This window comes from Methanothermobacter tenebrarum, assembly GCF_003264935.1.
Classification (GTDB): domain Archaea; phylum Methanobacteriota; class Methanobacteria; order Methanobacteriales; family DSM-23052; genus Methanothermobacter_A; species Methanothermobacter_A tenebrarum_A.
Genome location: NZ_QLOE01000006.1, coordinates 36,152 through 61,187 on the forward strand (window position 1 = coordinate 36,152; position 25,036 = coordinate 61,187).

24 protein-coding genes are annotated in these 25,036 nt (G+C 39.2%); 13 read left to right on the forward strand and 11 right to left on the reverse strand.

What is annotated here, in order from left to right; all coding sequences use genetic code 11:
- Positions 1-73: 73 nt before the first annotated feature.
- Positions 74-727 (forward strand): DUF11 domain-containing protein, encoded by a 654-nt coding sequence (locus DPC56_RS05555; RefSeq protein WP_112094083.1) that lies wholly within the window; start codon positions 74-76, stop codon positions 725-727.
- Between the two features lie 16 nt (positions 728-743).
- Here DPC56_RS05555 and DPC56_RS05560 read toward each other — a convergent pair whose 3' ends face one another.
- On the reverse strand, positions 744-1,487 hold the full coding sequence (locus DPC56_RS05560) for a restriction endonuclease (RefSeq protein ID WP_112094084.1): 744 nt from the start codon (positions 1,485-1,487) through the stop codon (positions 744-746).
- 119 nt (positions 1,488-1,606) lie between these two features.
- On the opposite strand from DPC56_RS05560, the gene surE reads away from it, so the two are divergent.
- Positions 1,607-2,380 (forward strand): 5'/3'-nucleotidase SurE, encoded by a 774-nt coding sequence (surE, locus tag DPC56_RS05565; RefSeq protein WP_112094085.1) that lies wholly within the window; start codon positions 1,607-1,609, stop codon positions 2,378-2,380.
- Between the two features lie 70 nt (positions 2,381-2,450).
- Entirely contained in the window at positions 2,451-2,642 is a 192-nt protein-coding gene (locus tag DPC56_RS05570; RefSeq protein ID WP_112094086.1) for an LSM domain-containing protein, read from the forward strand.
- Here the strand turns inward: DPC56_RS05570 and DPC56_RS05575 are convergent.
- Genes DPC56_RS05575 through DPC56_RS05590 form a run of 4 tightly spaced genes read right to left on the reverse strand, consistent with a single transcriptional unit; the run spans position 2,634 to position 6,875 of the window.
- Positions 2,634-3,632: a methanogenesis marker 12 protein gene (locus DPC56_RS05575; protein WP_112094087.1), complete on the reverse strand. Its 999-nt coding sequence runs from the start codon at positions 3,630-3,632 to the stop codon at positions 2,634-2,636. The genes DPC56_RS05570 and DPC56_RS05575 overlap by 9 nt on opposite strands.
- 14 nt (positions 3,633-3,646) lie before the next feature.
- The gene (ilvC, locus tag DPC56_RS05580; RefSeq protein ID WP_112094088.1) at positions 3,647-4,633 is read right to left on the reverse strand and encodes a ketol-acid reductoisomerase; all 987 of its coding nucleotides are present in this window, start codon (positions 4,631-4,633) and stop codon (positions 3,647-3,649) included.
- A 20-nt stretch (positions 4,634-4,653) separates the two neighbouring features.
- A complete protein-coding gene (gene ilvN, locus DPC56_RS05585) occupies positions 4,654-5,151 on the reverse strand; it encodes an acetolactate synthase small subunit (protein WP_112094089.1) in 498 nt (165 codons plus the stop codon).
- Positions 5,151-6,875: an acetolactate synthase large subunit gene (locus DPC56_RS05590; RefSeq protein ID WP_112094090.1), complete on the reverse strand. Its 1,725-nt coding sequence runs from the start codon at positions 6,873-6,875 to the stop codon at positions 5,151-5,153. The genes ilvN and DPC56_RS05590 overlap by 1 nt, the downstream gene beginning before the upstream one ends.
- A 129-nt stretch (positions 6,876-7,004) precedes the next feature.
- On the opposite strand from DPC56_RS05590, the gene purD reads away from it, so the two are divergent.
- Positions 7,005-8,318: a phosphoribosylamine--glycine ligase gene (gene purD / locus DPC56_RS05595; protein WP_112094091.1), complete on the forward strand. Its 1,314-nt coding sequence runs from the start codon at positions 7,005-7,007 to the stop codon at positions 8,316-8,318.
- Between the two features lie 15 nt (positions 8,319-8,333).
- Positions 8,334-9,233 (forward strand): ornithine carbamoyltransferase, encoded by a 900-nt coding sequence (gene argF, locus DPC56_RS05600; protein ID WP_112094092.1) that lies wholly within the window; start codon positions 8,334-8,336, stop codon positions 9,231-9,233.
- Positions 9,234-9,241: 8 nt separating this feature from the next.
- Here argF and argS read toward each other — a convergent pair whose 3' ends face one another.
- The 3 genes from argS to ilvD form a co-directional block, all read right to left on the reverse strand.
- A complete protein-coding gene (gene argS, locus DPC56_RS05605) occupies positions 9,242-10,924 on the reverse strand; it encodes an arginine--tRNA ligase (RefSeq protein WP_112094149.1) in 1,683 nt (560 codons plus the stop codon).
- Between the two features lie 17 nt (positions 10,925-10,941).
- Complete coding sequence (locus DPC56_RS05610; RefSeq protein WP_112094093.1) at positions 10,942-11,364, reverse strand: signal peptidase I; 423 nt, start codon at positions 11,362-11,364, stop codon at positions 10,942-10,944.
- Between the two features lie 68 nt (positions 11,365-11,432).
- Positions 11,433-13,085: a dihydroxy-acid dehydratase gene (gene ilvD, locus DPC56_RS05615; protein ID WP_112094094.1), complete on the reverse strand. Its 1,653-nt coding sequence runs from the start codon at positions 13,083-13,085 to the stop codon at positions 11,433-11,435.
- An 86-nt stretch (positions 13,086-13,171) separates the two neighbouring features.
- Here ilvD and DPC56_RS05620 point away from each other — a divergent pair, with 86 nt between their 5' ends.
- Positions 13,172-14,428: an MgtC/SapB family protein gene (locus DPC56_RS05620; protein ID WP_112094150.1), complete on the forward strand. Its 1,257-nt coding sequence runs from the start codon at positions 13,172-13,174 to the stop codon at positions 14,426-14,428.
- On the opposite strand, the gene DPC56_RS05625 is transcribed toward DPC56_RS05620, so the two are convergent.
- Together DPC56_RS05625 and hcp are read right to left on the reverse strand one after the other, a co-directional pair.
- Positions 14,423-14,743 (reverse strand): cupin domain-containing protein, encoded by a 321-nt coding sequence (locus DPC56_RS05625; RefSeq protein ID WP_112094095.1) that lies wholly within the window; start codon positions 14,741-14,743, stop codon positions 14,423-14,425. The genes DPC56_RS05620 and DPC56_RS05625 overlap by 6 nt on opposite strands.
- A 5-nt stretch (positions 14,744-14,748) precedes the next feature.
- A complete protein-coding gene (hcp, locus tag DPC56_RS05630) occupies positions 14,749-16,227 on the reverse strand; it encodes a hydroxylamine reductase (RefSeq protein ID WP_112094096.1) in 1,479 nt (492 codons plus the stop codon).
- 213 nt (positions 16,228-16,440) lie between these two features.
- Between hcp and DPC56_RS05635 the strand changes: the two genes are divergently transcribed.
- From DPC56_RS05635 to DPC56_RS05645, 3 genes are all read left to right on the forward strand, one after another.
- Positions 16,441-18,267 carry a threonine--tRNA ligase gene (locus DPC56_RS05635; RefSeq protein ID WP_112094097.1) on the forward strand — a complete coding sequence of 609 codons (1,827 nt, stop codon included), beginning with the start codon at positions 16,441-16,443 and terminating at the stop codon, positions 18,265-18,267.
- A gap of 121 nt (positions 18,268-18,388) precedes the next feature.
- Positions 18,389-19,165: a ParA family protein gene (locus tag DPC56_RS05640; protein WP_112094098.1), complete on the forward strand. Its 777-nt coding sequence runs from the start codon at positions 18,389-18,391 to the stop codon at positions 19,163-19,165.
- On the forward strand, positions 19,162-19,485 hold the full coding sequence (locus DPC56_RS05645) for a hypothetical protein (RefSeq protein ID WP_112094099.1): 324 nt from the start codon (positions 19,162-19,164) through the stop codon (positions 19,483-19,485). The genes DPC56_RS05640 and DPC56_RS05645 overlap by 4 nt, the downstream gene beginning before the upstream one ends.
- Before the next feature lie 2 nt (positions 19,486-19,487).
- On the opposite strand, the gene DPC56_RS05650 is transcribed toward DPC56_RS05645, so the two are convergent.
- Positions 19,488-20,600, reverse strand: a complete 1,113-nt coding sequence (locus DPC56_RS05650; protein WP_112094100.1) for a radical SAM protein — start codon at positions 20,598-20,600, stop codon at positions 19,488-19,490.
- Positions 20,601-20,700: 100 nt separating this feature from the next.
- Between DPC56_RS05650 and DPC56_RS08220 the strand changes: the two genes are divergently transcribed.
- The 4 genes from DPC56_RS08220 to DPC56_RS05665 all read left to right on the forward strand — a co-directional run bounded on the left by DPC56_RS08220 (position 20,701) and on the right by DPC56_RS05665 (position 24,896).
- On the forward strand, positions 20,701-20,865 hold the full coding sequence (locus DPC56_RS08220) for a hypothetical protein (protein WP_181454405.1): 165 nt from the start codon (positions 20,701-20,703) through the stop codon (positions 20,863-20,865).
- 552 nt (positions 20,866-21,417) lie between these two features.
- Positions 21,418-22,761 carry a Ni-sirohydrochlorin a,c-diamide synthase gene (cfbB, locus tag DPC56_RS05655; protein ID WP_112094101.1) on the forward strand — a complete coding sequence of 448 codons (1,344 nt, stop codon included), beginning with the start codon at positions 21,418-21,420 and terminating at the stop codon, positions 22,759-22,761.
- A 10-nt stretch (positions 22,762-22,771) separates the two neighbouring features.
- Positions 22,772-23,860: an oligosaccharide repeat unit polymerase family protein gene (locus DPC56_RS05660; protein ID WP_112094102.1), complete on the forward strand. Its 1,089-nt coding sequence runs from the start codon at positions 22,772-22,774 to the stop codon at positions 23,858-23,860.
- Positions 23,838-24,896, forward strand: coding sequence for a glycosyltransferase family 28 protein (locus tag DPC56_RS05665; RefSeq protein ID WP_112094103.1), 1,059 nt, complete (start codon positions 23,838-23,840; stop codon positions 24,894-24,896). The genes DPC56_RS05660 and DPC56_RS05665 overlap by 23 nt, the downstream gene beginning before the upstream one ends.
- Positions 24,897-25,036 lie beyond the last annotated feature (140 nt).

The window sequence follows — 25,036 nt, forward strand, 5'->3', positions numbered from 1 at the left end:
CATGAGATATAAAAATTGTATTCGGATGGGGGGACATCTCTAGTTTCCTTATACTAAACTTGGGGGGTGAAAAATGATGAGGAAAATCGTACCATTACTTGCACTGATTGTTTTGGTTTCAGTGATTGGCGCTGGGGCGGTTACGGCGCAAGAAGATGATGTTGATCAAACGGGTGAATCTGATCTTGCAGTAGATGTCATGTTAACAGATTCTGAGGGCAACCCTATTGATAATGCCACGGTCGGTGATGAAGTCGTTGGCGTGGTTGAAGCAGCAAATCTTGGTCCTGATGATGCAACAGGAGTGGTTGTTGAACTTTGGGAAGAAGGCTTCGGAAACCCTGATGTGGAAAACATTGTAAACTGGTGGGCAGTTTCATGGGATGGTATCAATTGGATTGAGTCTGATCCTTCCTTTGATCCAGTAGAAGGTATATGGGATATTGGTAACATGCCAGCCGGTGACATTTACGCACTCCTAATCGGTTTCACGGCAAAAACAGCAGGACCCGGGATCCTTGGCGCAGGGATAGAAGGCGACCAATACGAGCCAGACTTAACAAACAATGAAGACGAATACGTCATCGACATTATAGGACCAGTTACACCAAGCGTCACAGCAAGCGCCGAGAAAGTTCCAATGCAACCTACAGGAGCACCATTAGCACTCGCAATACTCTCAGTACTCATGACACTCGGCGGCCTAATAATACCAAAAATAAAATAAACCCATTCTTCTTTTTTTATATAAGTATTATGATTATGAGTATTAGTAGGGATATGAAGAAGACTACGGTGCCCCTTAGTAATATGAGCACTTTTTCCTTTTCTCCGAGGGGTGTTACACCATAGGATAAGATAAATGAAAAGAATATTTTTAATATTCCTAGAATCCTACCGTCTAATTGGATGAAGGTTTCTATAAGTTTTGTGAGTCCAACTGAAAGGCCGACTACTAATAGGACTAGGAAGATGAGGTTTTGAAATAATCCTCTGAACTTATTGAGGATTGGGGTTTCGGGTTCCCTCCGGGATAATAGTTTCCTTGAATTGCTAAAATTGGATTCTTTAGGCGTGTAGGATTCTATCTCATCCTGGAATTCTTCCTCTGGCGCTTGTAGTCTCTTTGAAAAGTTTTCTGCTAATGATATTATCCCTTGTCTGTTTATGAGTTTGATATTCTTTCTTGCAGCATAATTTATGGCTTGTTTTGTGTAATCTGATGTGGTTACAATAACGATTTTGGAAGCTTTAAGGTTTTTTGCAACCATTTCCATTTCTTTGAGGACGTCTAATCCTACTTTCCATTTTTCATCATAATTTTTGCATGCTACAACCACGCTTATATCTCCGATAGCGGTTGGGAGTATGCCATAGATGTCCACAAGATAGTTTGAGGTTCTGAAATCTTTATAAACCTTGAAACCAGATTCCTCCATGATCTTTGACATGAAATTTACTAGCTTCTCTTTTTTCAAATCTCCCACCTAGAAGTTGCTTCCCTTTGTCAATTTATATATAATTATAATAATTAAAAATGTTGCCATAATCTTTATTCAATATGTTTATTTGATCATTAGCCACAGTACTAATTGAGGATTTGAAGATGAAAATTTTGATAACAAACGATGATGGAGTGAATTCCTCGGGTATAATAGCTGCAAAGGATGCTGTGAAAGGCCTTGGAGAATGTATAATAGTGGCCCCTGCAACGCAGCAGAGTGGGATAGGACATGCTTTAACACTTTTTGAGCCTATTAGAGTTAATGATGTCACATTAAGGGATGGTACCATGGCTTATTCTGTTTCTGGGACGCCAACTGATGCTGTTATCATTGGCATTTTTGAATTGGCAGAGGAAAAACCAGACCTTGTGATATCTGGGATAAATATGGGTGAAAACCTTGGAAAATCAGAGTTGACCACCTCAGGGACTATTGGGGCTGCCATGGAAGCTGCTGTGCATGGGGTGCCGGCGCTCGCTGTTTCGTTGCAAGTGAAAAGGGGTGATATTAAATTCCATGATGGGCATGTTGACATTGATTTTTCCTCTGCAAAGAAGATAACCTATAGGATAGCTAAAAATATCCTAGAGAAAGGCTTGCCTGAGGGTGTTGACTTCCTAAACCTTAATATACCATTGCATATGAAAAGAGATGAAATCAGGCTTACGAGATTGGGTGACAGAATGTATAATGTACATGTGCAAAAGAGGCTCGACCCTCGTGGCAGACCCTATTATTGGATTGATGGAGAGCCAGCAGGCCATGATTTACCTGGGACGGATGTTTATACGCTTAAAGAGGAGAATGTAGCGACCTTAACGCCTTTATCCCTTGATTGCACGTCTGATCTTAAATCCATGGAAGGATGGCTTTAAATTATCGAATTTGGTTGTTTTTCCGAATCATTTATAAACTTAATTTTATAAGAAATATAAAGGGGTTTATATGGTTGATAAGATTAACAGACAATTTTTAAGGTTCAAGGACAGGAGAGTGCTTATCACTTTAAAAGACAATAATGAACATGAGGGTAGGATTATATCCATTGACAATTATCTTAACACAGTCCTTGAGACAGAGAATGGGATCCAGTTTATAAAAGGTACCAAGATAGCATTCATATCACTGTTAGGGTAAGCTTTCTACTTCAATTCCGAGGATTTCTTTTTTTCCTTGGTAGATGTCCCTGGCTATCTGGGCGCTGCCTAATGATCCCGAAGTGGGCGGTAATCTACGAACTTCCATTGGACAATCTAATTGTTTTTTGAGGATACTATAAAAGTTTATGGGCTCTTTCATAGCCCCTACGGACCCTGTGAGTATTATACCATCTATTTTATCTGCTATGCTTATAAGCCCCCATATTTCCATTGTTATGGTCATTGCCATTGTATCAATAGCTAATCTTGCTTTATAATCGCCTTCGAGATATCTCTTTATGAGTTCGTCCTTCGCCCGCGCGACTTTTGTATCTATACCCGCTATTTTCACAGCCCCTGCATGTGAAAAACATTCGTTAGCAGTTTTATAACCGTCATCGATTGCCCTGATCATTTCAAGGTCTAATGGGCCATGTATTATCCCCATTGCACCTATACACGCGTCCATGGCACCTTTTATAATACCGTCTTGGATTAGGATGGTTACTGTGTTGGAGCTTATATCCGAGACTATTAGGTTTTCCCAGCCAGTTTCTAGGTGGGCATTATAGGATATGCTAACCTTTTCTGCACTTCCATGATGGGAATATGCTGCTTTGAAACGTTCATCTAGACAAGGAAGGTTCCGATGCAAGCCAGGGATTAGGACTGTTGGTATTCCTGACTTTTCTATCTCTGAATATACTGCGGTTCCACCCCCTGTGACTTTACCTGCACCACCAATTGAGATTATACCCCTATTCTCAACTTTTTCCAATGGTTTGATGGTTGTTATGGCGTCCCCCATGGCATAAGTTATTGCCATGAGTTTGATTTCTGCAGGGTCTATTCTCTTGGAGAGCTCTTCTATTGCCGAGACTTTACCCTTTGAAAGCTCTTCACGTCCTAGTTTGAAGTGTTCGATTTCCTTTGATAAAATAGTGAATGATATGCCTGTGGTACCGTGATCCATTCCAACGAATGCCAATGTTTTTTTCCACCTTATTTTTCTAGGCCGCAAAGTTTTCGCAGTTTGGATCCTACTTTCTCTATTTTTAATCCTACCTCAAGTTCTCGCATTCTTTTTAGCATTGGTCTGCCGGCTTTGTTTTCTAGTGTCCATTCTTTTGCGAATTCTCCTTTTTGGATCTCTTCTAGTATTTTTTCCATTTCCTTTTTAGTTTCTTGGGTGATTATCCTTGAACGTCTTGTGAGACCCCCGAATTCTGCGGTGTTGCTGACGTTTTTCCACATTCCAGTGAATCCTTTTTCGTAGATAAGATCTACTATTAATTTTAGTTCGTGGCATGTTTCGAAGTATGCGAGTTCTGGTTGGTAGCCGGCCTCTACTAGAGTTTCGAAGGCTGTTTTTATAAGTTCTGTGACACCACCACAAAGGACAGTTTGTTCGCCGAAAAGGTCTGTTTCGGTCTCCTCTTTGAATGTTGTTTCTAGTATCCCTGCTCTTGCAAATCCACAAGCTTTACCCATTGCAAGGGCTATATCAAGCGCGTCTCCTGTTGCATCGACTTCAACCGCCACTAGTCCGGGTATTCCGAATCCTTCAAGGTATGTTCTTCTAACCATGGCCCCAGGACCTTTTGGTGCTATCATTGTGACGTTGACTCCATTCGGAGCCTTTATGTACCCGTAGTGGATGTTGTATCCATGTGAAAATGATATGGTGTTCCCCTCTGTAAGATATGGTTCTATGGACTGTTCATAGACTGTTGCCTGTATTTCATCAGGTATGAGAATATGTACTATATCGGCTTCCCTTGAAGCATCTTCTATTGTCATAACATTCATACCATCTTCTTTTGCCATGTTCCATGAATTTCCTCCGCTCCTTACACCCACTATCACATTTAATCCGCTGTCAGCCATGTTTCTTGCCTGTGCTCTTCCTTGGCTACCATATCCTATGACTGCTATCTTTTTATCAGCTATCACATCCATTTCTATATCATCTTCATAATAGATCTTCATATTTAATCCTCCTCCAATTATTATATTGTCTTGGGACCTCGGGACATTGCTGTTGGGCCTGTTCTAGCCAACTCTTTTATGCCGAAGCCTGTCATGAGTTCTATGAATGCATCTATTTTGTCGGTGTCCCCGGTAATCTCCACTGTTAAGGTTTCGGTGCTCACGTCAACTATTCTTCCGCGGAAGATGTTTGCATATTGTATTATTTCTGATCTTGCTCTTTCTTCGGGGGCGTGAACTTTTATTAAGCAGAGTTCTCTTTGGACTATGTTTGTGGCTTCGAGGTCCCTTACTTTAATGACATCGATTAATTTGTTTAATTGTTTTGTTAGTTGTTCTAGGAGCTTATCATCACCTTTTGCTATAATTGTCATGCGGGCGAGCCCTGGGGTCTCGGATTCTCCCACTGTTATGCTTTCAATGTTGAAACCTCTTCTTGTGAACAACCCTGATACCCTCTGTAACACTCCTGGTTTGTGTTGGACAATAGTGCTGATTATATGAGTTTTAAGTTCCATTATTCCCCCTCCACTTTCCCTTTTTTGATGGCTTTTGTTTCTACTTTATATTCACCTACTATTTCTGTAAGCCCACGGCCTGGGGGTACCATTGGGAGTATTTCCATAGGATCTATCACGATATCGATGATAGTGGGGCCCCCAGAGTTTATGGCACTTTTTAGGGCTTCTTTAACTTCTCCGGGTTTTTCCACTCTTTCCGCGTCTATATTGTATGCTTCTGCTAGTTTGACAAAGTCTGGTACTTCACCTAGGTATGTGTGTGACATTCTCTCATCATAGAATAGTCTTTGCCATTGTGCTACCATTCCAAGGTGTCTGTTGTCCATGATGCAGATTGTAATTGGTATATCATATTCTTTAAGGGTTGCGAGGTCTTGTGATACCATGAGGAATCCGCCGTCGCCGCATACTGCTACTACGTCTTCTTCTGGTAGGGCCATTTTCGCCCCCATTGCTGCTGGGAATCCGAAGCCCATTGTCCCAAGGCCGCCTGATGATATGAATTTTCGAGGCTTTTTTGAGGTGTAGAAGTGGGCCATCCACATCTGGTTTTGCCCAACATCTGTTGTTACTATCGTATCGTCGTCTATGGTTTCCATTATCTCTTTTATGGCTTGTTGGGGTTTTAGTGGGATTTCTTTGTCGAATGATATTCTTGGCATGCATTTGTTGCGGAATTCTATTGTTTTTTCGATCCATTCTTTCTTTTCAGAATTTATATCTTCTTTTTTTTCTAGTATTTTTAGGATGTCCTGGAGGACTTTTTTGGCGTCGCCAACGATTGGTATATCTACTTCTATGTTTTTACCTATTTCTGCCGGGTCTATGTCGATGTGGATTATTTTGGCGTTTGGTGCGAATTCTGCTATGTTTCCTGTTGTTCGATCTGAGAATCTGCATCCTATTGCTATTAGGCAGTCACATTCGTTCACTGTTAGGTTTGCGACTTTTCGCCCATGCATGCCTAGCATTCCAAGTGAGTATGGGTGGTCTTCTGGGAATGAGCCTTTCCCTAGGAGTGTTGTTGTTACCGGAGCTTTTATTGTTTTTGCTAACCTTTTGAGTTCTTTTGAAGCGCCAGATATTATTACACCGCCACCGGCTAATATAACAGGTTTTTTGGCGTTTATAATAGCATCTACGGCCTTTTTTATCTGTAATGGGTGGCCTTTTAATGTGGGTTTGTATCCTGGTAATTTGAATGGCTTGTTTATGTATTCGTCTAATTTAGCTTCTTGTATATCCTTTGGAAGATCTATTACAACTGGTCCTGGTCTTCCTGTTCTTGCTATTTTGAAACTTGATTTTATTATGCGGGGTATGTCGTTTGGGTTGTTTGGCCTGAAGCTGTGCTTTGTGATGGGCATTGTTATGCCAAGCATGTCCACTTCTTGGAATGCGTCGTTGCCGATAAGTTGGGTTGCAACTTGTCCTGCTATTGCTATTATTGGCGATGAGTCCATGTAGGCTGTTGCGATCCCTGTTACGAGGTTTGTTGCCCCGGGACCTGATGTAGCCATGCATACACCCACTTTCCCTGAAGCCCTTGCATATCCATCTGCTGCATGGGCTGCACATTGTTCATGTCTTACCAGGATGTGTTTGAGTTCTGAATCATATAGTACATCATATAGTGGGAGCACTGCCCCGCCAGGGTATCCAAATACTGTTTCTACTCCTTCATCTAGAAGTGCCTGGACTATTGCTTGTCCTCCATTCATAGGAACACCTTTGGTACTACACCCTCTTTTTATCATTATTGTTAATGATATATGCTTATAATACTTGCAACTTTATATAAATAACTAAAAAATAAATTAATTTTATTGTCTAAAGGGGAGGATCAACCCATGAAGATTTTGGTAGTGGGTACAGGAGCGCGAGAACATGCCATATGCAAATCATTAGAAGGCGAAGCTGAAATTTATTCTTTCATGAGCAACAAAAATCCGGGCATAGCACGTATCGTGAAAGATTTCAAATTAGGAGATGAAACAGACACTGAAAAGGTTAAAAATTTCGCAATCGAAAAAAATATTGATATAGCATTCATCGGACCGGAAGCCCCACTAGAAAAGGGCATAGTAGATAAGCTACTCGCCGCCGACATTGAAACGGTAGGCCCCACAGCTGAAGCCGCCAAGATAGAAACAGATAAAGCCTTCATGAGAATACTCTTCGAAAAATACAAGATACCAGGATCACTTCAATACAAGGTATTCAATGATTACCAAGAGGTTAGCCAATTCTTGGACGATTTTGAAGGCGAGGCAGTAGTAAAACCAGTTGGACTTACAGGGGGTAAAGGTGTCAAGATAGTGGGAGAACACCTAAAAGACAATGAAGAAGCTAAAAAATATGCTAAAAAGGTAATAGAAGAAAAGATAGGAGGCCACTCTAGGGTTGTTATCGAAGAAAAGGTCACTGGCGAGGAATTCACCCTCCAAGCATTTTCTGATGGTAAAAAATTAGTCCCCATGCCAGCAGTTCAGGATCATCCACATGCATTCGAAGGCGATAAAGGGCCGATAACAGGAGGCATGGGGTCCTATTCAGATAAAAATGGACTACTACCATTTCTAGAAAAGAAAGAATATGATGAAGCAGTTAAAATAATGGAAAAGACCATAGATGCATTAGATAAAGAAGTGGGCCCATATAAGGGCATATTATATGGACAGTTTATGTTAACTTGTGATGGGCCACGTATTATAGAATATAACGCCCGATTCGGAGACCCAGAGGCCATGAACGTCCTACCATTACTTGAAACCAACATGGTTGACATATGCGAGGACATAATCAACACTAGATTAAAAACTGCTAAATTCAAGGAATTAGCAACAGTCTGCAAATATATAGTGCCTAGAGGATACCCTGACAAGGGAGAGGCTGGAAAACCATTGGAAATAGATGAAAAAATGATAAAAAGTGAGGGTGCTGACATTTATTACGCTTCAGTGAATGAAAAAGATGGTAGGATATACACAACATCATCGAGGGCCGTGGCATTAGTTGCACTAGCAGAAGATATCTACACAGCAGAACAGACATGTGAAAATGCCACAAAATTCATCAAAGGAGACGTATATCACCGCAGGGATATCGGGACAAGAGAACTCATCCAAAAGAGAATCAATCACATCAAACAGATAAAAAAATAGAAGCGGAGAATAAAAATGAGGCACCTACTATCAGTATGTGACATGAAAGACAAAGTAGAATACCTACTAGACCTTGCAGATAAATTCAAGAATGGCTTGATAAAAGGAAAACCATTGAAGGACAAATATATGGCCATGGTGTTCGAGAAAGCTTCAACGAGGACAAGAGTATCATTTGAAGTGGGAATGAGCCAATTGGGGGGAACACCCCTCTATTTATCTGCTCAAGACTTGCAACTAGGAAGGGGCGAACCAATAGCAGATACAGCCCGAACCCTAAGTAGATATGTTGATGCCATAATGATAAGAGCATTCAGGCACAAGGACGTTATAGAATTGGCGGAAAATTCATCAGTACCGGTAATTAACGGTTTAACAGATCTTGAGCATCCATGCCAGACACTCGCAGACATGCAGACCATAAGAGAATATAAAGGGGATTTTAATCGCAAATTAGCATTTATAGGTGATGGTAACAACGTTTGCAACTCCTTAATTTTGATATCAGCAATTCTAGGAATGGACATTTATGTTGCATCGCCAAAAGGCTACGAACCAAATAAGGAGATAATAAAAAAAGCTGAAAAAATTGCACGAGACCAATCCGTGATAAAGATAACCAATGACCCATACGAGGCCGTGAAAGGGGCTGATGTTGTCTATACTGATGTGTGGGTTAGTATGGGACATGAAAATGAGGCCCAAGAACGGTTAAAGGCATTCAGACCATACCAGGTTAACAAGGATCTAATGGATCATGCGAAAGCTGATGCTATATTCATGCATTGTTTGCCTGCAAAAAGGGGTCAGGAGACTACAACTGATGTGATTGACGGTCCAAATTCAGTAGTATGGGACCAGGCAGAGAATAGACTCCATGCTCAGAAGGCTATCATGTATTGGCTGATAAAATGAGCCTATAATCACATCATAGTAGGCGCTTCTATCCCGAGGAGTTTTAGCCCATTTTTGATAGTTTTCCGGACCCTGTCAACTATGATTAGGCGCGCTCCTTCAAATTCTGATCCGATTACTGGTGAGAACTTGTAGAATTTGTTAAATGCATTTGCAAGCTCTTGCAAGTATTGAGCTATTAAATGAACACGTCTAGTTTTCGCAGATTCCTCAACAACCTTTGGGAATTTGGCTAACAATCTTATAACATCTTTTTCCGTTTCATCAGGTGCCCATTCCCCTTCTATTTTAACATCATTATTGAACAGGGCTTTTTTGAGTAATTTGCATGCCCTTGCATGGGCGTATTGGATTGATGCACAACCCATTTCAAAATTTAATGCCTCATCCCATTTGAAAACAAGATGTTTCTCTGGGGATAATCTTGCAATATAATATCTTATGGCACCTACACCTACCTTATCGGCGATATCCTCAATTTCAGCCATTTTTAAATCCTTTCTTCTCTTTTTTATTTCTTTGACCGCCCGTGATCTGGCTTCATCCAAGAGATCGTCTACTGATACGAAAACACCTCTACGGGTGGACATTGAACCTTCTGGGAGTGTTATGAATTCGTAGAATATAACTTCTGGTCTTTTACCGCCGAGTAATTCCATAGCCGCCTCTATTTGTCTAACGGCTAATTTATGGTCAGATCCGAGGATGTCAATAACTATGTCACAATTATTTGACTTGTATAAGTGGTATGCGAGGTCTCGGGTGGAGTAAAGTGAGGTGCCATCCGAGCGGGTTAATATAAGCTCCTTATCAATGTCGAAATCTTCCAAGTCGAGATATAAGACATCATCTTCTCGGATGTAGTGGGTCTTTTTCAGTTTCTCAAGGACATTTTTGACTGATCCGTCCCTTACAAATTTGCTTTCCCAGATAAATTTGTCATGTTTAATATGGAGTTCTTTGAGCGTCTCTTTTATACCTTGGAGGCATTTTTTAACAACCTCTTGGAAGATCTTTTCTAGTTCTCCGTTCTCATAGGATCTTATGAGTTCATCGATTTCATCTTTTAATTTTGGATTTTTTTCAAGGTACTGATTGACTTCAAAGTATAATCTGCCGATTTTATGATCCCATTTGTCTCCATGATAATCTGCCAAATTTTTTTGGAGATTAAGAAGGCCCCATACTATCATGGCTATTTGTCTACCCATATCATTTACGTAATAATGGGTTTCAACATTATAACCTGCAAATTTAAGTATCCTTGCAAGGGAATCACCTATAATAGCATTTCTTATATGTCCAATATGTAGGGGTCCGTTGGGATTAGCAGACGTGTGTTCTAAAATGACTTTTTCACTTTTTTTAGATAATCTACCATAATCTTCATCTATGGAATTTAACAGTTCCCTTGAAAAACTCTGATAATCTATAAAAAAGTTTATATATGGGCCATTTGCTTCTACTCTTTCAAAGAATTTGGGTAACTTTACCATCCCTATTATTGTTTTGCTGATTTCAACAGGATTCTTTTTTAATTTACTTGCAAGTTCGAAGGATATTGTTGTCGCAAGATCTCCCAGTTCAGGGTTGGGGGGTTCTTCAAATCTTATATCAACCATGGGGTAATCGAGGCTTGAAATGGCTTTTTTTAACGATTTTCTCGCCAAATCTTCCACTGTTTTTATCATTGCTTCACCACTGCCTGCTATAATCCTTTTATCCACAAGGTTATGTATCCTATCTTTGGTATTATAAGGAGGTGATTGTCTATTTTGATTACACGGGCTGTTACTTGTGATGGTCTTACCTTTTCAGGGTCTGGAACAGGATTGTTATCACCCTTAGTTATATAATATACTCCATTCTCATCCTTCTTTATATCTATAATCCTGTGTATAACAGGCTCGGGGAACCAATTGGCATTATATATTATAATATCACCCTTTTTAACATCCAAGGGATCGAATTCCCGGATTCCGAGAAAGTCGCTTTTTTGGACTATAACAATGTCTCCACGGTAAAATACGGGCTCCATGCTACCTGAAACAACCACGTTCATATGCTGTGAAAGTATCACCGCCACTAATAATATTACGATATATGTTACTAGTTCTAGATGATCTTTCAATTTTTCACACTCCCCTTAACTTCTTAATATAGCTCCTTTATCAGCAGAGGTTGCATTTCACACTCCCCTTAACTTCTTAATATAGCTCCTTTATCAGCAGAGGTTGCAAGTTTCTGGTATCTTCTAAGCCACCCTTTAACCTTACGGGTTGGTTGTTCGACTTTGGCAAGCCTCTCCTTTATTTCATCATCTGAGAGTTTAACATTTAGCCTTCTTTTTGGAATGTTTATCTCTATTATATCCCCATCCTCTAGGGCGGCGATTGGACCGCCTTCAGCAGCCTCTGGTGATATATGTCCTATGCACGGTCCCCTGGTGCCCCCTGAAAATCTTCCATCTGTTATAAGGGCCACTTTTTCAAATCCCATCCCTGCTATGGCCGAGGTTGGATTGAGCATCTCCCTCATACCAGGACCGCCTTTAGGCCCTTCATATCTTATAACTATAACGCATCCTTCTTCTATTTCACCATCAAAGATTGCCTTGACACATTCTTCTTCGCTGTTAAATACTTTTGCAGTTCCACTATAGGTTAACATATCATCTTTGACAGCTGCTTGTTTAACCACCGACCCCCTGGGGGCTAAATTACCCTTCAAAACGGCGATACCACCTTGTTTGTGTATGGGATCATCTAATGGCCTGATAATATTCGGATCTTTCACCTTTGCATTTTTTATATTTTCTTTTAAAGTTTTACCAGTGCACGTAATCACGTTTAAGTTTATTCTCTCCTCTAGGACTTTTAGTACGGCTGGTATACCTCCAGCTCTTTCAAGGTCTATCATATGATTTTCACTTGCAGGGGATATTGCAGCTATATGGGGTATTTTCTTGCTTAGTTCATCGAATAAATCTAGGTTTACATCAACATTATCGAGTTCGGCTGCGATGGCGGGCAGATGAAGTGTAGTATTTGTTGAACCTCCGAGAGCAACATCCACAGCAATTGCATTTTCAAAGGCCTCTTGGGTCATTATATCCGCTGGGCGGAGATCCTCCTTCACCATTTCAACAATCCTGGCACCTGAAAGGCGTGCGATCTGTAATTTTTTGGAGTCTATGGCGTGGACTGTGGCACAGCCAGGAAGGCTCATGCCAATGGCCTCGGTAAGACAAGCCATACTATTTGCAGTGAATAGGCCAGCGCATGATCCAGGCCCTGGACAAGCACACTTCTCTAACTCTTCAAGGTCCTTGGGGCTTATTCTACCCTCTTTAAGGGCGCCAACACCCTCATATACGTTTATAAGGTCGACATTTTTTCCTTGGCATTCTCCTGGGAGCATGGGACCTCCTGTAACAGCTATGCTTGGAATGTTGAGTCTGGCTGCGGCCATTAACATGCCAGGGACTATCTTGTCACAGGATGAGAGGAGTATTAAACCATCTAGGCGGTGTGCTTGGATCATGCTTTCAACGGTGTCTGCTATTATCTCTCTTGAGGCGAGTGAGTAGCGCATTCCATCATGGTTCATTGCTATACCATCACATATTGCCATGGTATGGAATTCGAATGGTATACCACCTGCTTGGTTCACACCAGCTTTTACAGCCTCTGCTAAGCTTTTAAGGTGGAGGTGTCCCGGTACTATGTTAGTGTAACTGTTCGCTATCCCAATGAAAGGTTTTTTGAAATCTTCATCTGTTAATCCGCAAGCCCTTAGTAGTGAACGGTGAGGGGCTCTTTCAAATCCTTTTTTAATCTCGTCACTTCTCATGAAAACCCACCTGATGATAACAATTATAGGAGTATATGTTATTATCTGATTTATAGATATATAGGATGTATGGCTTATATTGTAATATGGAATCTTTGATTTTAAGAATCCTTATATCCCTTGGCATAGGCGCCCTTATTGGTATTGAGAGGGAGAGACGTAGAAAAAATTCTGAATTTGCAGGTATACGGACTTTCATGTTAATGGCTCTTTTGGGGACATTATCATTTTATGTTTCAGAAGTTTTCCCATATTTTTTGCTTGTGGCATTTATAGGACTTGTTGCTCTTATAGTTGCGAGTTATATTATGAGTACGAAGGATGATGGTGATATTGGACTTACAAGTGAAGTTGCGGCGCTTTTGACATTTGTACTTGGTGCCATCTGCGCATGGGGTGATGGTTACAAGCTTGCACCGATAGTGGCGATTATCATAACAGCATTACTCGCCCTTAAAAAGTATTTACATTTATTCGCCAAGCGCATAAGTGAAAAGGAGATGATAGACACCCTAAAATTTCTAGTAGTTGCATTTGTGATATTACCATTACTTCCCAACACTTATATGGGTCCTTTTAATGTTTTTAATCCGTATCAGATATGGTTAATGGTTGTTTTTATTTCAGGTATAAGCTATGCAGGGTATATTGCCATGAAAATAATAGGCCCTGAGAGGGGCCTTAGTATTACAGGGATCATTGGGGGTCTTGTATCCAGCACAGCTGTTGTAACAGCTATGGCCGGGCGGGTGAAGGAATCAAAGGGTGTTATGAGGGCTGCTGTATTTGCATCTGTTGTTGCAAGTTCTATGATGTTTTTCAGGATATTATTCGAAGTCATGGTTATAAATCCTGGACTTTTAACATTCCTTTCATTGCCACTCCTTACTATGGGTATTATTGGAATAGTTCTTGGTTTGGGTTTGCTTAGAAGTCCGGATGAAAATGTGAAATCTGAGGTGAAATTGAAGAACCCATTCTCACTAAGACCAGCATTTATTTTCGGAGCCCTCTTTATGATGATACTTTTCACGGCGAAGGCTGCCAATATCTATATAGGGAATATGGGAGTCTATTTAGCAGGTTTGATATCAGGCATTGCCGACGTTGACGCCATCACAGTAAGCATGGCCATTCTCTCCAGGAATAATATGATATCACCATATACTGCGATAACTACAATAACACTTGCAAGCATCTCCAATACCCTTGTAAAGTTTGGAATAGCTCTATTATTTGGCACGAAGAGTTTTGGAAAAAGAATAGGGGTAATATTCGCTACTATGATACTTGCAGGGCTAATTATAATCCTCTTAGTTGGTTTTCGCTACATGGGGCTATGATTTTATCATGGTGAGTACCATCTTGTACGGTTCCATTGCATATAATGCGTGTGGTTCGTTGGCCGGCATAATGATCATTTCCCCGGCTTCTAGCACATGTTTTTTGCCACTTATTGTTATCTCAGCCTTGCCGTCGATGATCTGGACCATGGCATCAAATGGTGCCGTATGCTCACTTAAGCCTTGTCCTTTGTCGAAGGCGAATATTGTAACTGTACCTGTATCACGTCTTATGATTTCACGACTTACGACCGCACCATCCTGATAATCTATCAGCTCTTTCAACTTCAAGACTTTTCCTTTTAAATCCTCCAATTATATCACCTTAACATTTCCCTCATGTCCTTTTCAGGCTTGCTTATAAGTTTCAGATCATATTTTTCCACTAGGAATTTTTTGATGTCATCGTTAGCCCAACCTGGGAGTATGGGGCCGACATACATTCCTTTCATGTTTAGTGCGAGTAAGCTCCAGAGTATGGCTGTTGCTTTTTGCTCCATCCAACTTAGGACAATGTTAAGTGGTAGTTCATCTATTTCCATGTTGAATATTTTGCTGAGGGCTTCTACGATTTCTATTGCTACTATGGCATCGTTACATTGTCCAAGGTCTATAAGACGTGGTATTCCCTCTATATCCCCAAGGTTCATGTCGTTGAAACGGTATTTTCCACAAGCGAGTGTCAATATAATGGTATCATCTGGGAGTTTACTTACGAATTCTCTATAATATTTCGCTTGGGGGAGTGGGGAGTCGCATCCACCAACCAAGAAGAATCTTCCGATCTTACCATCCTCTACAAGCTCTTTTATCTTGTTAGATAATGATAGTATGGTTGAAGCGCCGAAACCAGTTGTAAATGTTTTCTTTTCCTCTTCTTCTTTTAGTGATGGTAATTCAAGGGCTTTATCAATTAATGGTGTGAAATCATAATCTTCAATGTACTCTACTCCTGGGAGTTTTGCAACACCAGATGTGAACATTCTGTCCTTATACTCATCCTTTGGGAGGAGTACGCAATTTGATGTTCCAAGTATTGCAATTTGATATTTTGAAAATGTTTCTTTTTGATCAAACCATGGACCGCCAAGCTGCCCCTTCAAATGTTCATATTTTTTCAAGCCAGGGTAGCCATGAGCTGGTAAAAGCTCAGAATGGGTGTAAATGTTTATACCTGTATTTTTTGTCTGTTTTAATAATTCTTCGAGTGCTTTTAAACTGTGCCCTGTTACTATGATTCCTGGCCCGGAGGATGCTCCAACTTCCACTTTTGTGGGTTTTGGTTCGCCATAATTGTCTATGTGGGCCCTTTTTAAAAGCTTCATTGTTTTTATGTTCATCTTTCCCGCTTCAAGTGCAAGTTTTATAAATTCTTCTGAGTCGAAATTGACATTTGTTAGGGTAGAATAGAATCCTCTTTCAAGAAATGCGTCTATTTCATTGTCACTATATCCTAGTTCTCTCGCATGGTAAAGATAGGCGGAAATTCCTTTTATGACAAATAATAAGTTGTCTTGTAATCTTGCAACTGTTGGCTCTTTTCCACAAACTCCCCTTATTGTGCAAGCCTTCCCCTTTGCTGTCTGAGAGCATTGGTAGCAAAACATTTGAATATCTTCTACCCTTGGAATGGGTCCTTCCTCTTTTAATGGCACGAATTGGTCTTTTCCAACCCCACAGATTGGACAAATCCAATCCTCTGGCAGATCCTCAAAGGGCGTTCCAGGTTTTATACCCTGGCTAGGATCGCCCTTCTCTGGATCATAGATATAATCACATACTTTACAGCGATATTTCATAATCTATCACCATTTTCTGTTGTGTATGCAAAATATATAAATAGCTTTTGTCGCTAAATATCAAAGAATCGTCGAAAAGTTAATCCAAATATCCTATTTGGAATTCTTTTATTAGATCAGAGTAAACCCTCCCCCAAAATTTTTATAATACTCAAAAGATTCAAATTAAATAATTGAAGTTTACTCCACATTTAAAGGCCTTAGGTGATTTAGATGAGAATACTTTTAATCCACGCGGATTATCTAAAATACAATGTACGGGATAAAACAAGTATAGCAGAGGATATACCAGAGAAGATGATGGAAGGGTCCTTCAAAGAATCTTTAGTAGTTTTCACAGCAATTGAAAAAGAAGATGAAACCAACCCAGAGGCTGTGATCAAAAATGCCATCAAAGAGATAAAAGAGGTTTTTAACAAAGTTAAAGCCGAGAAAATCGTCATATACCCTTATGCTCACCTTAGTTCATCCTTAAGCTCGCCCGAAATGGCGAAAAAAATCCTAAAAAGCATGGAAACTGCCTTGGAAAATGAAGGATTCAATGTTTCAAGAGTACCATTCGGATGGTACAAGGCATTCAAGATATCATGTAAAGGCCATCCACTCTCGGAACTTTCAAGGACAATAAAAGCAGAACCTAAAAGAGAAAAAATAGCCAAGGAAGAAATAGAATCCAAATGGTTCATAATCAAAAATGGAAAACTTATGGATCCCAAAGATTTTGAATTCAAAAGCAAGAATTTCAAATCCCTTGTAGACTACGAGTTAGGAGTCTTGGAAACTAAAGGAGGAGAACCACCCCATGTTAAACTCATGAAGGAAAAAAACTTGGCTGATTATGAACCTTCTGCTGATATTGGACACCTCCGCTGGTACCCAAAGGGACGTCTTATAAGGGATCTCCTAGCAGATTACGTATATAAACTCGTAACATCGGAGGGTGCCATGCCTGTGGAAACGCCAATAATGTACGACCTTGAAGACAAAGCAATAAGAGTGCACGCTGAAAAGTTTGGGGAAAGACAATACAGGATGAAAAACAAAAAAGAATTAATGTTAAGATATGCTTGTTGTTTCGGGGCCTTCAGGATATTATCAGACTCGTTTTTAACATGGAAAAACCTCCCTGTTCGCGTCTATGAACTTTCAACTTACAGTTTCAGACTAGAAAAGAAGGGAGAAGTTGTTGGTCTTAAGCGACTTAGAGGTTTCACTATGCCAGATCTTCACACAGTATGTAGGGACATGGGCCAAGCACTTGAAGAGTTTGAGAAGCAAGTTGAAATTTGTCTTAGAACTTCCAGGGATTTTGAAGTGGACTATGAGGTGATATTCAGGGCTACAGAGGATTTCTATAATAGTTACAGGGATTGGATACTTTCACTTGTGGAGAAGGTTGGTAAACCAATATTATTGGAACTTTTACCTGAAAGAAAGCACTATTGGATAGCTAAAATGGATTTTGCGGCGATAGATTATCTTGGAAGGCCCATAGAGAATCCAACAGTCCAAATAGATGTTGAGAGTGGGGAGAGATTTGATATAACATTTCTCGAAGAAGATGGGGCTGATAGAAATCCTATAATACTCCATTGCAGCCCTACTGGGAGTATAGAGAGAGTAATATGTAGTTTGTTGGAGAAGGCTGCGATTGAAATGGAAAAGAGGCCTCCAATGTTTCCTGTGTGGCTTTCACCAACTCAAGTTAGGATAATAGCAGTTGCAGAGAGGCATGTTGACTATTCAATGAAGATCGCTGATAAGATAAGGGATGAGGGTATCAGGGTTGATGTGGATGATAGGCCAGAGAGTGTTGGTAAAAAAATCAGGGATGCGGCCAAGGAGTGGATACCGTATGTTATAGTTGTGGGTGACAGAGAACTTGAAAGTGCTGAATTTTCAGTGAATATTAGGAAAACTGGTGCGAAAGAGATTTTCAAGTTGGGAGATTTTATTTCCATGGTGAAAAATGAAGTAAAGGGGATGCCTTTCAGGCCACTTACGTTACCTGTGAGGGTTTCTGAGAGAATCAATTTCTGAGGGTAGGATTTTTGTGAAATTTATATGAACCCACATTGTAAGTTATAACTTATAAGTTATAGGGTATACTTTATAAATGATAATTTAGAACTTATTATAGTTAAATTCTTGGAGGTTTTCCATGGGTGAAATAATATCCATTATAAACCAAAAAGGAGGTTGTGGTAAAACAACCACAGCAGTAAATTTATCAAGTGCACTCGCAATTTTGGGCAAAAAAGTTCTAATAGTTGATATAGACCCCCAAGCAAATGCAACAACAGGTTTTGGAGTCAACAAGGCAGAATTAAATTCGACAATATACTCTGTTATAAGCGGAGAAGCAAAAATAGAAGATACGATACATGAGACAATGATACCCAACTTGTATATTATCCCAAGCAACCTTGCCCTCAGCGGCGCGGAAGTGGAACTCACCAGCCAAATAGGCTATCACACCATACTCAAGGAAGCTATAGACCCCATCAAAAGAGATTTTGATTACATATTCATTGACGCCCCACCATCCCTTGGAATACTAACATTAAACGCCCTTGTTGCAGGCGATAGCATTATAATACCAATACAAGCAGAATATTACGCCCTTGAGGGCATGGCTGACCTCCTTAAAACCATGAAATTGGTTGAAAGCCGCTTAAAAAGCCCATGCCCAATAAAAGGCATACTGTTAACACTCTATGATGGAAGAACCCGACTTGGAAGGGAAGTTTACCAAGAAATTAAAAATTTCTTCTCTCCGCAAGAATACATCTTCAAAACAATAATACCAAGAAACATTCGCTTAGCAGAAGCCCCAAGTCATGGAAAACCATGCATAATTTATGACAAAGACTGTAAAGGTTCCCAAGCATACCTTAAGTTAGCAGAGGAACTGATCGAGATGGAGGACGAGAAATGACAAGACAAAATAAAAGTCTTGGAAGAGGTCTTGACGCTCTAATAAAAGCAAAATCAACAACCACTCCACAAAAGGAACATGCTAAGGATACATTAACACCCCCAAGCACACACTCCAAGGATAAAGTCAAAGAGGTTTTAGAAGAGGTTAAAAAGAACCCTAGGATAACATTATGGTCCGCAAGATCAGCTGCAGTTTTAAGATACCTAAAGAAGACAAAACCGGAATTCAGCATAAGCAAAGAGGCGTCTCTTTTAATCGAAGAAGCTGTTAAAAACAAATACCCTGAGATATGGGATCTATTTTCAGAACTTGGATAGGATTATTGAAAGTTATCTAAGTTGCTTTGATAACCATCAATGTACAAGAATTTTCCAGCACGTTTAACCCATACACCCATTCCCTTAAGTTCATCTAGACTATTTATTCTGCTTTTCCTCCTTTTTGAGATTATCCTCTTTGCTGATATAGGGCCGATACCAGGTACTCGTATAAGTTCATCGTAAGTAGCAGTGTTAATATTTAATGGGAACAGGTCACTTTTGAGCGCTGCCACATACTTTGGATCCATTTCCAAGTCTAAAAACCCTTCATTGAATTCAAATTCACTTAATTTAAAATTATAAGATTTTACCAATGCATCAGCTTGATATAAACGTATTGAACGTCTGGGATCGGGTTCTGGTTTATCCTCTAATGGAGTGCCATCCAATGCTTGGAAGCTGCTGAAATATGTTCTTTTAATATTTAATTTATCATAAAGCCATGATATCCTCTTCAGAATTTCCTGGTCGGTTTCTTCAACCGCGCCTACAATGAATTGGGTGCTTTGACCAGAAGGGGTGAGATCAGGGTTCTTGTCATGGATTTTCTTTATCCATTTCATTCTCCTTATAATATCTATTTTATAGTCCTTGGTTGATGAAAGGGCTGAAAGTCCATCTGCTGTTGCTGTTTCAATGTTGATACTCACCCTATTTGACAGTTCCATGGCTCTTTTAATCAGTTCCTTCGAAGTTCCCGGCAAAATTTTAAGGTGTATGTAACCATCATATCCTTTATCATGGCGTAGAATCCTCACCACTTCAACGAGTTTCTCCATGGTATTATCAACATCATCTATCGTGGCCGAACTTAAGAATAAACCTTTCACGTACCTTTTTTCATAATAATCCATGAAAACCTTGGATAATTCATCCGGTTCTAGTTCAATGCGCGTGAATTCCCGTTTACTACAATTTAAACAATATTTACAATCGTTGTAGCATTTATTACTAAGCAGAACCTTGAATAAGGGAACCTTACAACCTTTCATACTACTATAATATATTCCAGGAAGATTTACATTTCTTTGCTTTTCATCTGCACTATAATCGCATAGGTCAAATTGTGCAGAATCACTTAATATTTGCAATTTTCTTTTGCGCTCTAACATAACTTCATACTCAAAAACACTATTTAATAAAATTTATATTACTTTCATTATATAATTTTTATTTGGTTTCTGCAGGGCTGATTAGAGAGGGGGTGGTATTGTGACAAAATGGTTACTTTACATAATTGGTATATTGTTAATAATAATGGGTATACTCGGCTTTGTTGGATTCCCATTTCCAAATCTTAAGGATCCGGTTTGGCATGCAGCATTGAAAATAATCGTTGGACTCATAGCAATATGGGGCGGTACTAAGGTAGAATAAATAATTTAATAGTTGACTAAAATACCTTAAAGCCCTGCAGAAACCACAAAAATTGCTACCATAGATTCAATTTCTGAAGGATCTGCGATAAATTTTGACTTGCCTTTTTAAAGTTATATCTGTGGAAGATGGAAAGATTTATATATAATTTTTTGATGATATCTTATGAGTACTGGATTGGAGACGAATTCTGGACGACCATATCCTACCCCCCACAAAGGAAGCCAAAAGGCTTTTGGTATTATTAAAATTTCTTTTTTTCTTGTTAAGATAAATGGACATAAAAGGATCCTTATATACTTTTGGCTTTCATTTCTCTACTTTTTAGATGGATCCTTTCAATAAGCTAAAGATCGGACTTATACTTTTTCACTTCTAATGTGAGCATACAATATTATATGATTCAATACTCCTCATATCCCCTATTCAGATATAGAATGCGAATCTAATAATTTGAAATTTTATAGCTAGAATTTTTGACTTATTATCCACTCTTTATGAAGGAGCTTCTTTTCGAAGGAATTAAATAGGAGTTTTATTGGATCCTATATTATGAGAGTTGTGCTTGCAGGTAGTGGTAGTGCTGTCGGTAAAACCACCATTTCCACTGGTATAATGAAGGCATTATCCAGTGAGGGCGTTCAGCCTTTTAAGGTTGGCCCAGATTATATAGATCCATCTTATCATACTATGGCCACGGGTAATCCTTCACGTAATCTTGATTCTTTTTTCATGTCAAAGGGGCAGATCAGGGAAGCATTCATAAGGGGCATGGAGGCATCTAGTGCACGTATGGCTATTATAGAGGGTGTTCGCGGTTTGTATGAGGGTATAAGTCCAGTTGATGATGTTGGGAGTACAGCATCAATAGCAAAAGCTTTAAACGCCCCTGTTGTGTTGATAATTAATTCTAGAAGTTTGGTAAAAAGTGCAGCTGCAATAGTGCTTGGTTTCAAAGCATTGGATCCTGAGGTTAAAATTGAAGGAGTGATCCTAAACCAAGTTAAAAATAAAAAGCATTACCTTAAAACTAAAAAAGCCATTGAAGAGCTTTCAGATACTATAGTAATTGGTGGCATACCTAGAAGAAAAGATTTAAAGGTTGAACAGAGACATTTAGGATTGGTGCCTGCGGTTGAACGTGAAAATTTAAAATTTTCAATAGAAAAGTGGGGAAATGTAGTAGAAGAATATATTGACCTTGATGAACTCAAAAACATAATGAAAAACGCTAAAAAAATAAAAGGCAAAAGAGAACCTCTTTGGCAGGTAAAAAACCGTAAAAAGGTTAAAATAGGCGTAGCATATGACGAGGCATTCAACTTTTACTACATAGAGAACCTAGAGGCTCTAAAGGATAATAAAGCCAGTTTATATTATTTCAGCCCATTACATGATGAAGAGATCCCTGACGTCGATGGAATCTATATCGGTGGAGGATACCCAGAAATTTTCGCAAAACAACTCGAAAGAAATACTTCAATGAAAGATTCCATCAAAAAGTTCCACGAAGATGGAAAACCAATATTTGGTGAATGTGGGGGTCTATTATATCTTTCAAAATCCCTAGATGGACATGAAATGTGCAACATATTCCCCTACAAGTCTACAATGACACGGAAAGTTCAAGGTTTAAGTTACGTAATAGCAAAATCAGTAATAGACAACATAATATCTCCAAGAACTGAAATTTTCAAAGGACATGAATTCCATTACTCAAACATCCAAGTTACAGGCAATCCACAATTTGCATTTAAAATACAGAGAGGAAAGGGCATAAAAGAGGGCATGGATGGTCTCACATCTAAAAAAACCCTCGCAAGTTATATTCATATACATACAGCTTCATGTCCCACATTTGCGGCAACACTAACATCCAATGCACTAGAACAATAAGATGATACCCATGTTTAAGAATAAGGACATTTTTTCACCTTATATAATAATTGTTGCAATCATAGCATATCTCCTAATGGCATATGTAGCATTCCATTATAAAATCAGGGGCTTAAATTTCCCATCACCAATCTCCATAATCTATATTGGTATAGGTTCACTATTTTACGCTTTAGGAGTTCTAGCATCCTCAAATTTCAAATTATCCCCATATAAGGTCAAAGGAGAATTTAGCCACATTTATGAACCACTTTTGTTAATTATTCTAATCATAAGTACAATATTAGCGGCATGGAACTTGTACAATGTTGGTGGCATACCATTATTTAGCGGATACCTTAAAGCCAAGGCCCTAACCAAAATCTGGTTCATATCTTATCTTTTATTCCTGTTTTCTATAAATCTATTACTGGCCAGATTTAAAAGAAATTTCTATTATGGGCTTCTCATCCTTGGACTAATTTTGTTCGCTTTAACAGGATATAGGACGACCACAGTGGTCATATTACTCAGTGTACTTATAAACCTATATTATACAAGGCACATTTCCATAGGGAAGCTTACTATCATTGGAATCCTTATAATTTCCCTAACCATTCTTATAGGTTATGTTGCCGTTAAGTCGATAGAATGGCAGCATTGGAGTTTAAATCCCATAGAATTATTTTTTTATCGTGCAGGGTATACATTAACAGTTTTTGACCGTTTAATCCAATTTGAGGGCGCTACACAAGGTAGATTATTATATTCTACTTTGACCGGATTTTTCACATCTACTGATCCTAGGATTATCGTGGGGACAACAGTCCTAGGATATAAACATTCAAGCACCTCAACAATCTTTGGACCCGCAACTCTAGACTTCGGCTTTTTTGCCATGATATCACAAATGTTCATCATAGGTTTGATCCTTGGTTTACTCCATATAATCCAAAGGGTCAAAAAAGGTTTTTTCACAGCTTTATACGCGATAATATTAGCTCACACTCTTGTATGGATTGAAACTGGCCCTACAGATCTTGTGGTATGGATATTCTATTTAATAGCTGTGGCTGTGATAATAAAGGAGGCATATTATGAAAGTGGCCATCGCAGCTGAATTAGCACCTGCAAAAACATTCATACCATTAATGGAAGAATTTAACGCCAAATTCATCGCTTTATCCCATGGAAGAGGTGTTAAAGAACTCTTAGAACCTTATTGTCAAAGTATATATCCAATTGGGGAGAGTAGGCGCTCCAATGGTAACAAGATCCTTATCGCAGTTAGGATATTATCAGATATTAAAAAGGCTTTTAAAGCTTTAAAAGAAAACAAACCAGAGATCCTTTTAACTTGCGGTAATGCAGGTGATGTGCGAAAGAGTATTGCAGCCGCTAAACTACTTAGAATACCAGTATTACATATTGAACAAGACATTTATAACCCCATTGAAATGATAGCATTTGCCAACCTCGTAACAGCACCCTCTGCTGAATACAAGGAATATCTTGAAACCAATTATCATTTAAAAAACGTAGAAAACATAGGAGGCTATCCTCATGCCCTCTATGTAAAAAATTTAAAACTCGAAGATCCAAAGGCTGTTAAAGAAAAGTACAACCTTCACGAATTCATACTTGCAGTACTTGGAGGCGATTTGAAAACCAATGATATCCCACCTCTAATCAAGACATTGGAAGCATTAAAAGAAGATGTCCTACTGGCACCTTTCAGATTTGATAGGAAACTCATCGAGAAAAATATAACCTCAAAAAAAATCCACATTCTAGAAGGGTTTGTTGATCTCCCAAGCTTAATGAAAGCTTCAAAAGCCATGATCTATGCTGCTGGCATGGGTGTCACAATAGAAGCCGGCGTTCTTAGGGTTCCCTCAATAAAAATTGCAGGATTTCATCGTCAACATGCAAGTATCGATCTCTGTGAAAAAATAGGCATACCCATAGCTAAAATAGAGGACATAGACCATCTTATACATGATCTAAAGCCTCCAGATTCAACTTACCTACTTTCAACTGCAAAGGAATCTGTAGAGAAATTGATCAACTTACTGGAAAGCTTCCAACCAAAAGGTCCATGCGGCGGTTTTAAAAGTTTCAAAAAAATATGGGAGGCCCGATCAAAATTTAAGTGAACTTACCGCCCCTTAGATGATTATCCACCAATATCATCCTATTTGTATTTTTACAAACAAAAATTTTTTTATAGGATAACAAGGGGACAAACAATCTTAGATTACCTACAAACAGCTTCTAGTAGATAATTTCACATGAT

Coding starts and splice junctions, on each gene's coding strand:
- DPC56_RS05555 (WP_112094083.1), top strand. CDS start 74: ATGATGAGGAAAATCGTACCATTACTTGCACTGATTGTTTTGGTTTCA.
- surE (WP_112094085.1), top strand. CDS start 1,607: ATGAAAATTTTGATAACAAACGATGATGGAGTGAATTCCTCGGGTATA.
- DPC56_RS05570 (WP_112094086.1), top strand. CDS start 2,451: ATGGTTGATAAGATTAACAGACAATTTTTAAGGTTCAAGGACAGGAGA.
- ilvC (WP_112094088.1), bottom strand. CDS start 4,633: ATGAAGATCTATTATGAAGATGATATAGAAATGGATGTGATAGCTGAT.
- ilvN (WP_112094089.1), bottom strand. CDS start 5,151: ATGGAACTTAAAACTCATATAATCAGCACTATTGTCCAACACAAACCA.
- DPC56_RS05590 (WP_112094090.1), bottom strand. CDS start 6,875: ATGAATGGAGGACAAGCAATAGTCCAGGCACTTCTAGATGAAGGAGTA.
- purD (WP_112094091.1), top strand. CDS start 7,005: ATGAAGATTTTGGTAGTGGGTACAGGAGCGCGAGAACATGCCATATGC.
- argF (WP_112094092.1), top strand. CDS start 8,334: ATGAGGCACCTACTATCAGTATGTGACATGAAAGACAAAGTAGAATAC.
- argS (WP_112094149.1), bottom strand. CDS start 10,924: ATGATAAAAACAGTGGAAGATTTGGCGAGAAAATCGTTAAAAAAAGCC.
- ilvD (WP_112094094.1), bottom strand. CDS start 13,085: ATGAGAAGTGACGAGATTAAAAAAGGATTTGAAAGAGCCCCTCACCGT.
- DPC56_RS05620 (WP_112094150.1), top strand. CDS start 13,172: ATGGAATCTTTGATTTTAAGAATCCTTATATCCCTTGGCATAGGCGCC.
- hcp (WP_112094096.1), bottom strand. CDS start 16,227: ATGAAATATCGCTGTAAAGTATGTGATTATATCTATGATCCAGAGAAG.
- DPC56_RS05635 (WP_112094097.1), top strand. CDS start 16,441: ATGAGAATACTTTTAATCCACGCGGATTATCTAAAATACAATGTACGG.
- DPC56_RS05640 (WP_112094098.1), top strand. CDS start 18,389: ATGGGTGAAATAATATCCATTATAAACCAAAAAGGAGGTTGTGGTAAA.
- DPC56_RS05645 (WP_112094099.1), top strand. CDS start 19,162: ATGACAAGACAAAATAAAAGTCTTGGAAGAGGTCTTGACGCTCTAATA.
- DPC56_RS05650 (WP_112094100.1), bottom strand. CDS start 20,600: ATGTTAGAGCGCAAAAGAAAATTGCAAATATTAAGTGATTCTGCACAA.
- cfbB (WP_112094101.1), top strand. CDS start 21,418: ATGAGAGTTGTGCTTGCAGGTAGTGGTAGTGCTGTCGGTAAAACCACC.
- DPC56_RS05660 (WP_112094102.1), top strand. CDS start 22,772: ATGTTTAAGAATAAGGACATTTTTTCACCTTATATAATAATTGTTGCA.
- DPC56_RS05665 (WP_112094103.1), top strand. CDS start 23,838: ATGAAAGTGGCCATCGCAGCTGAATTAGCACCTGCAAAAACATTCATA.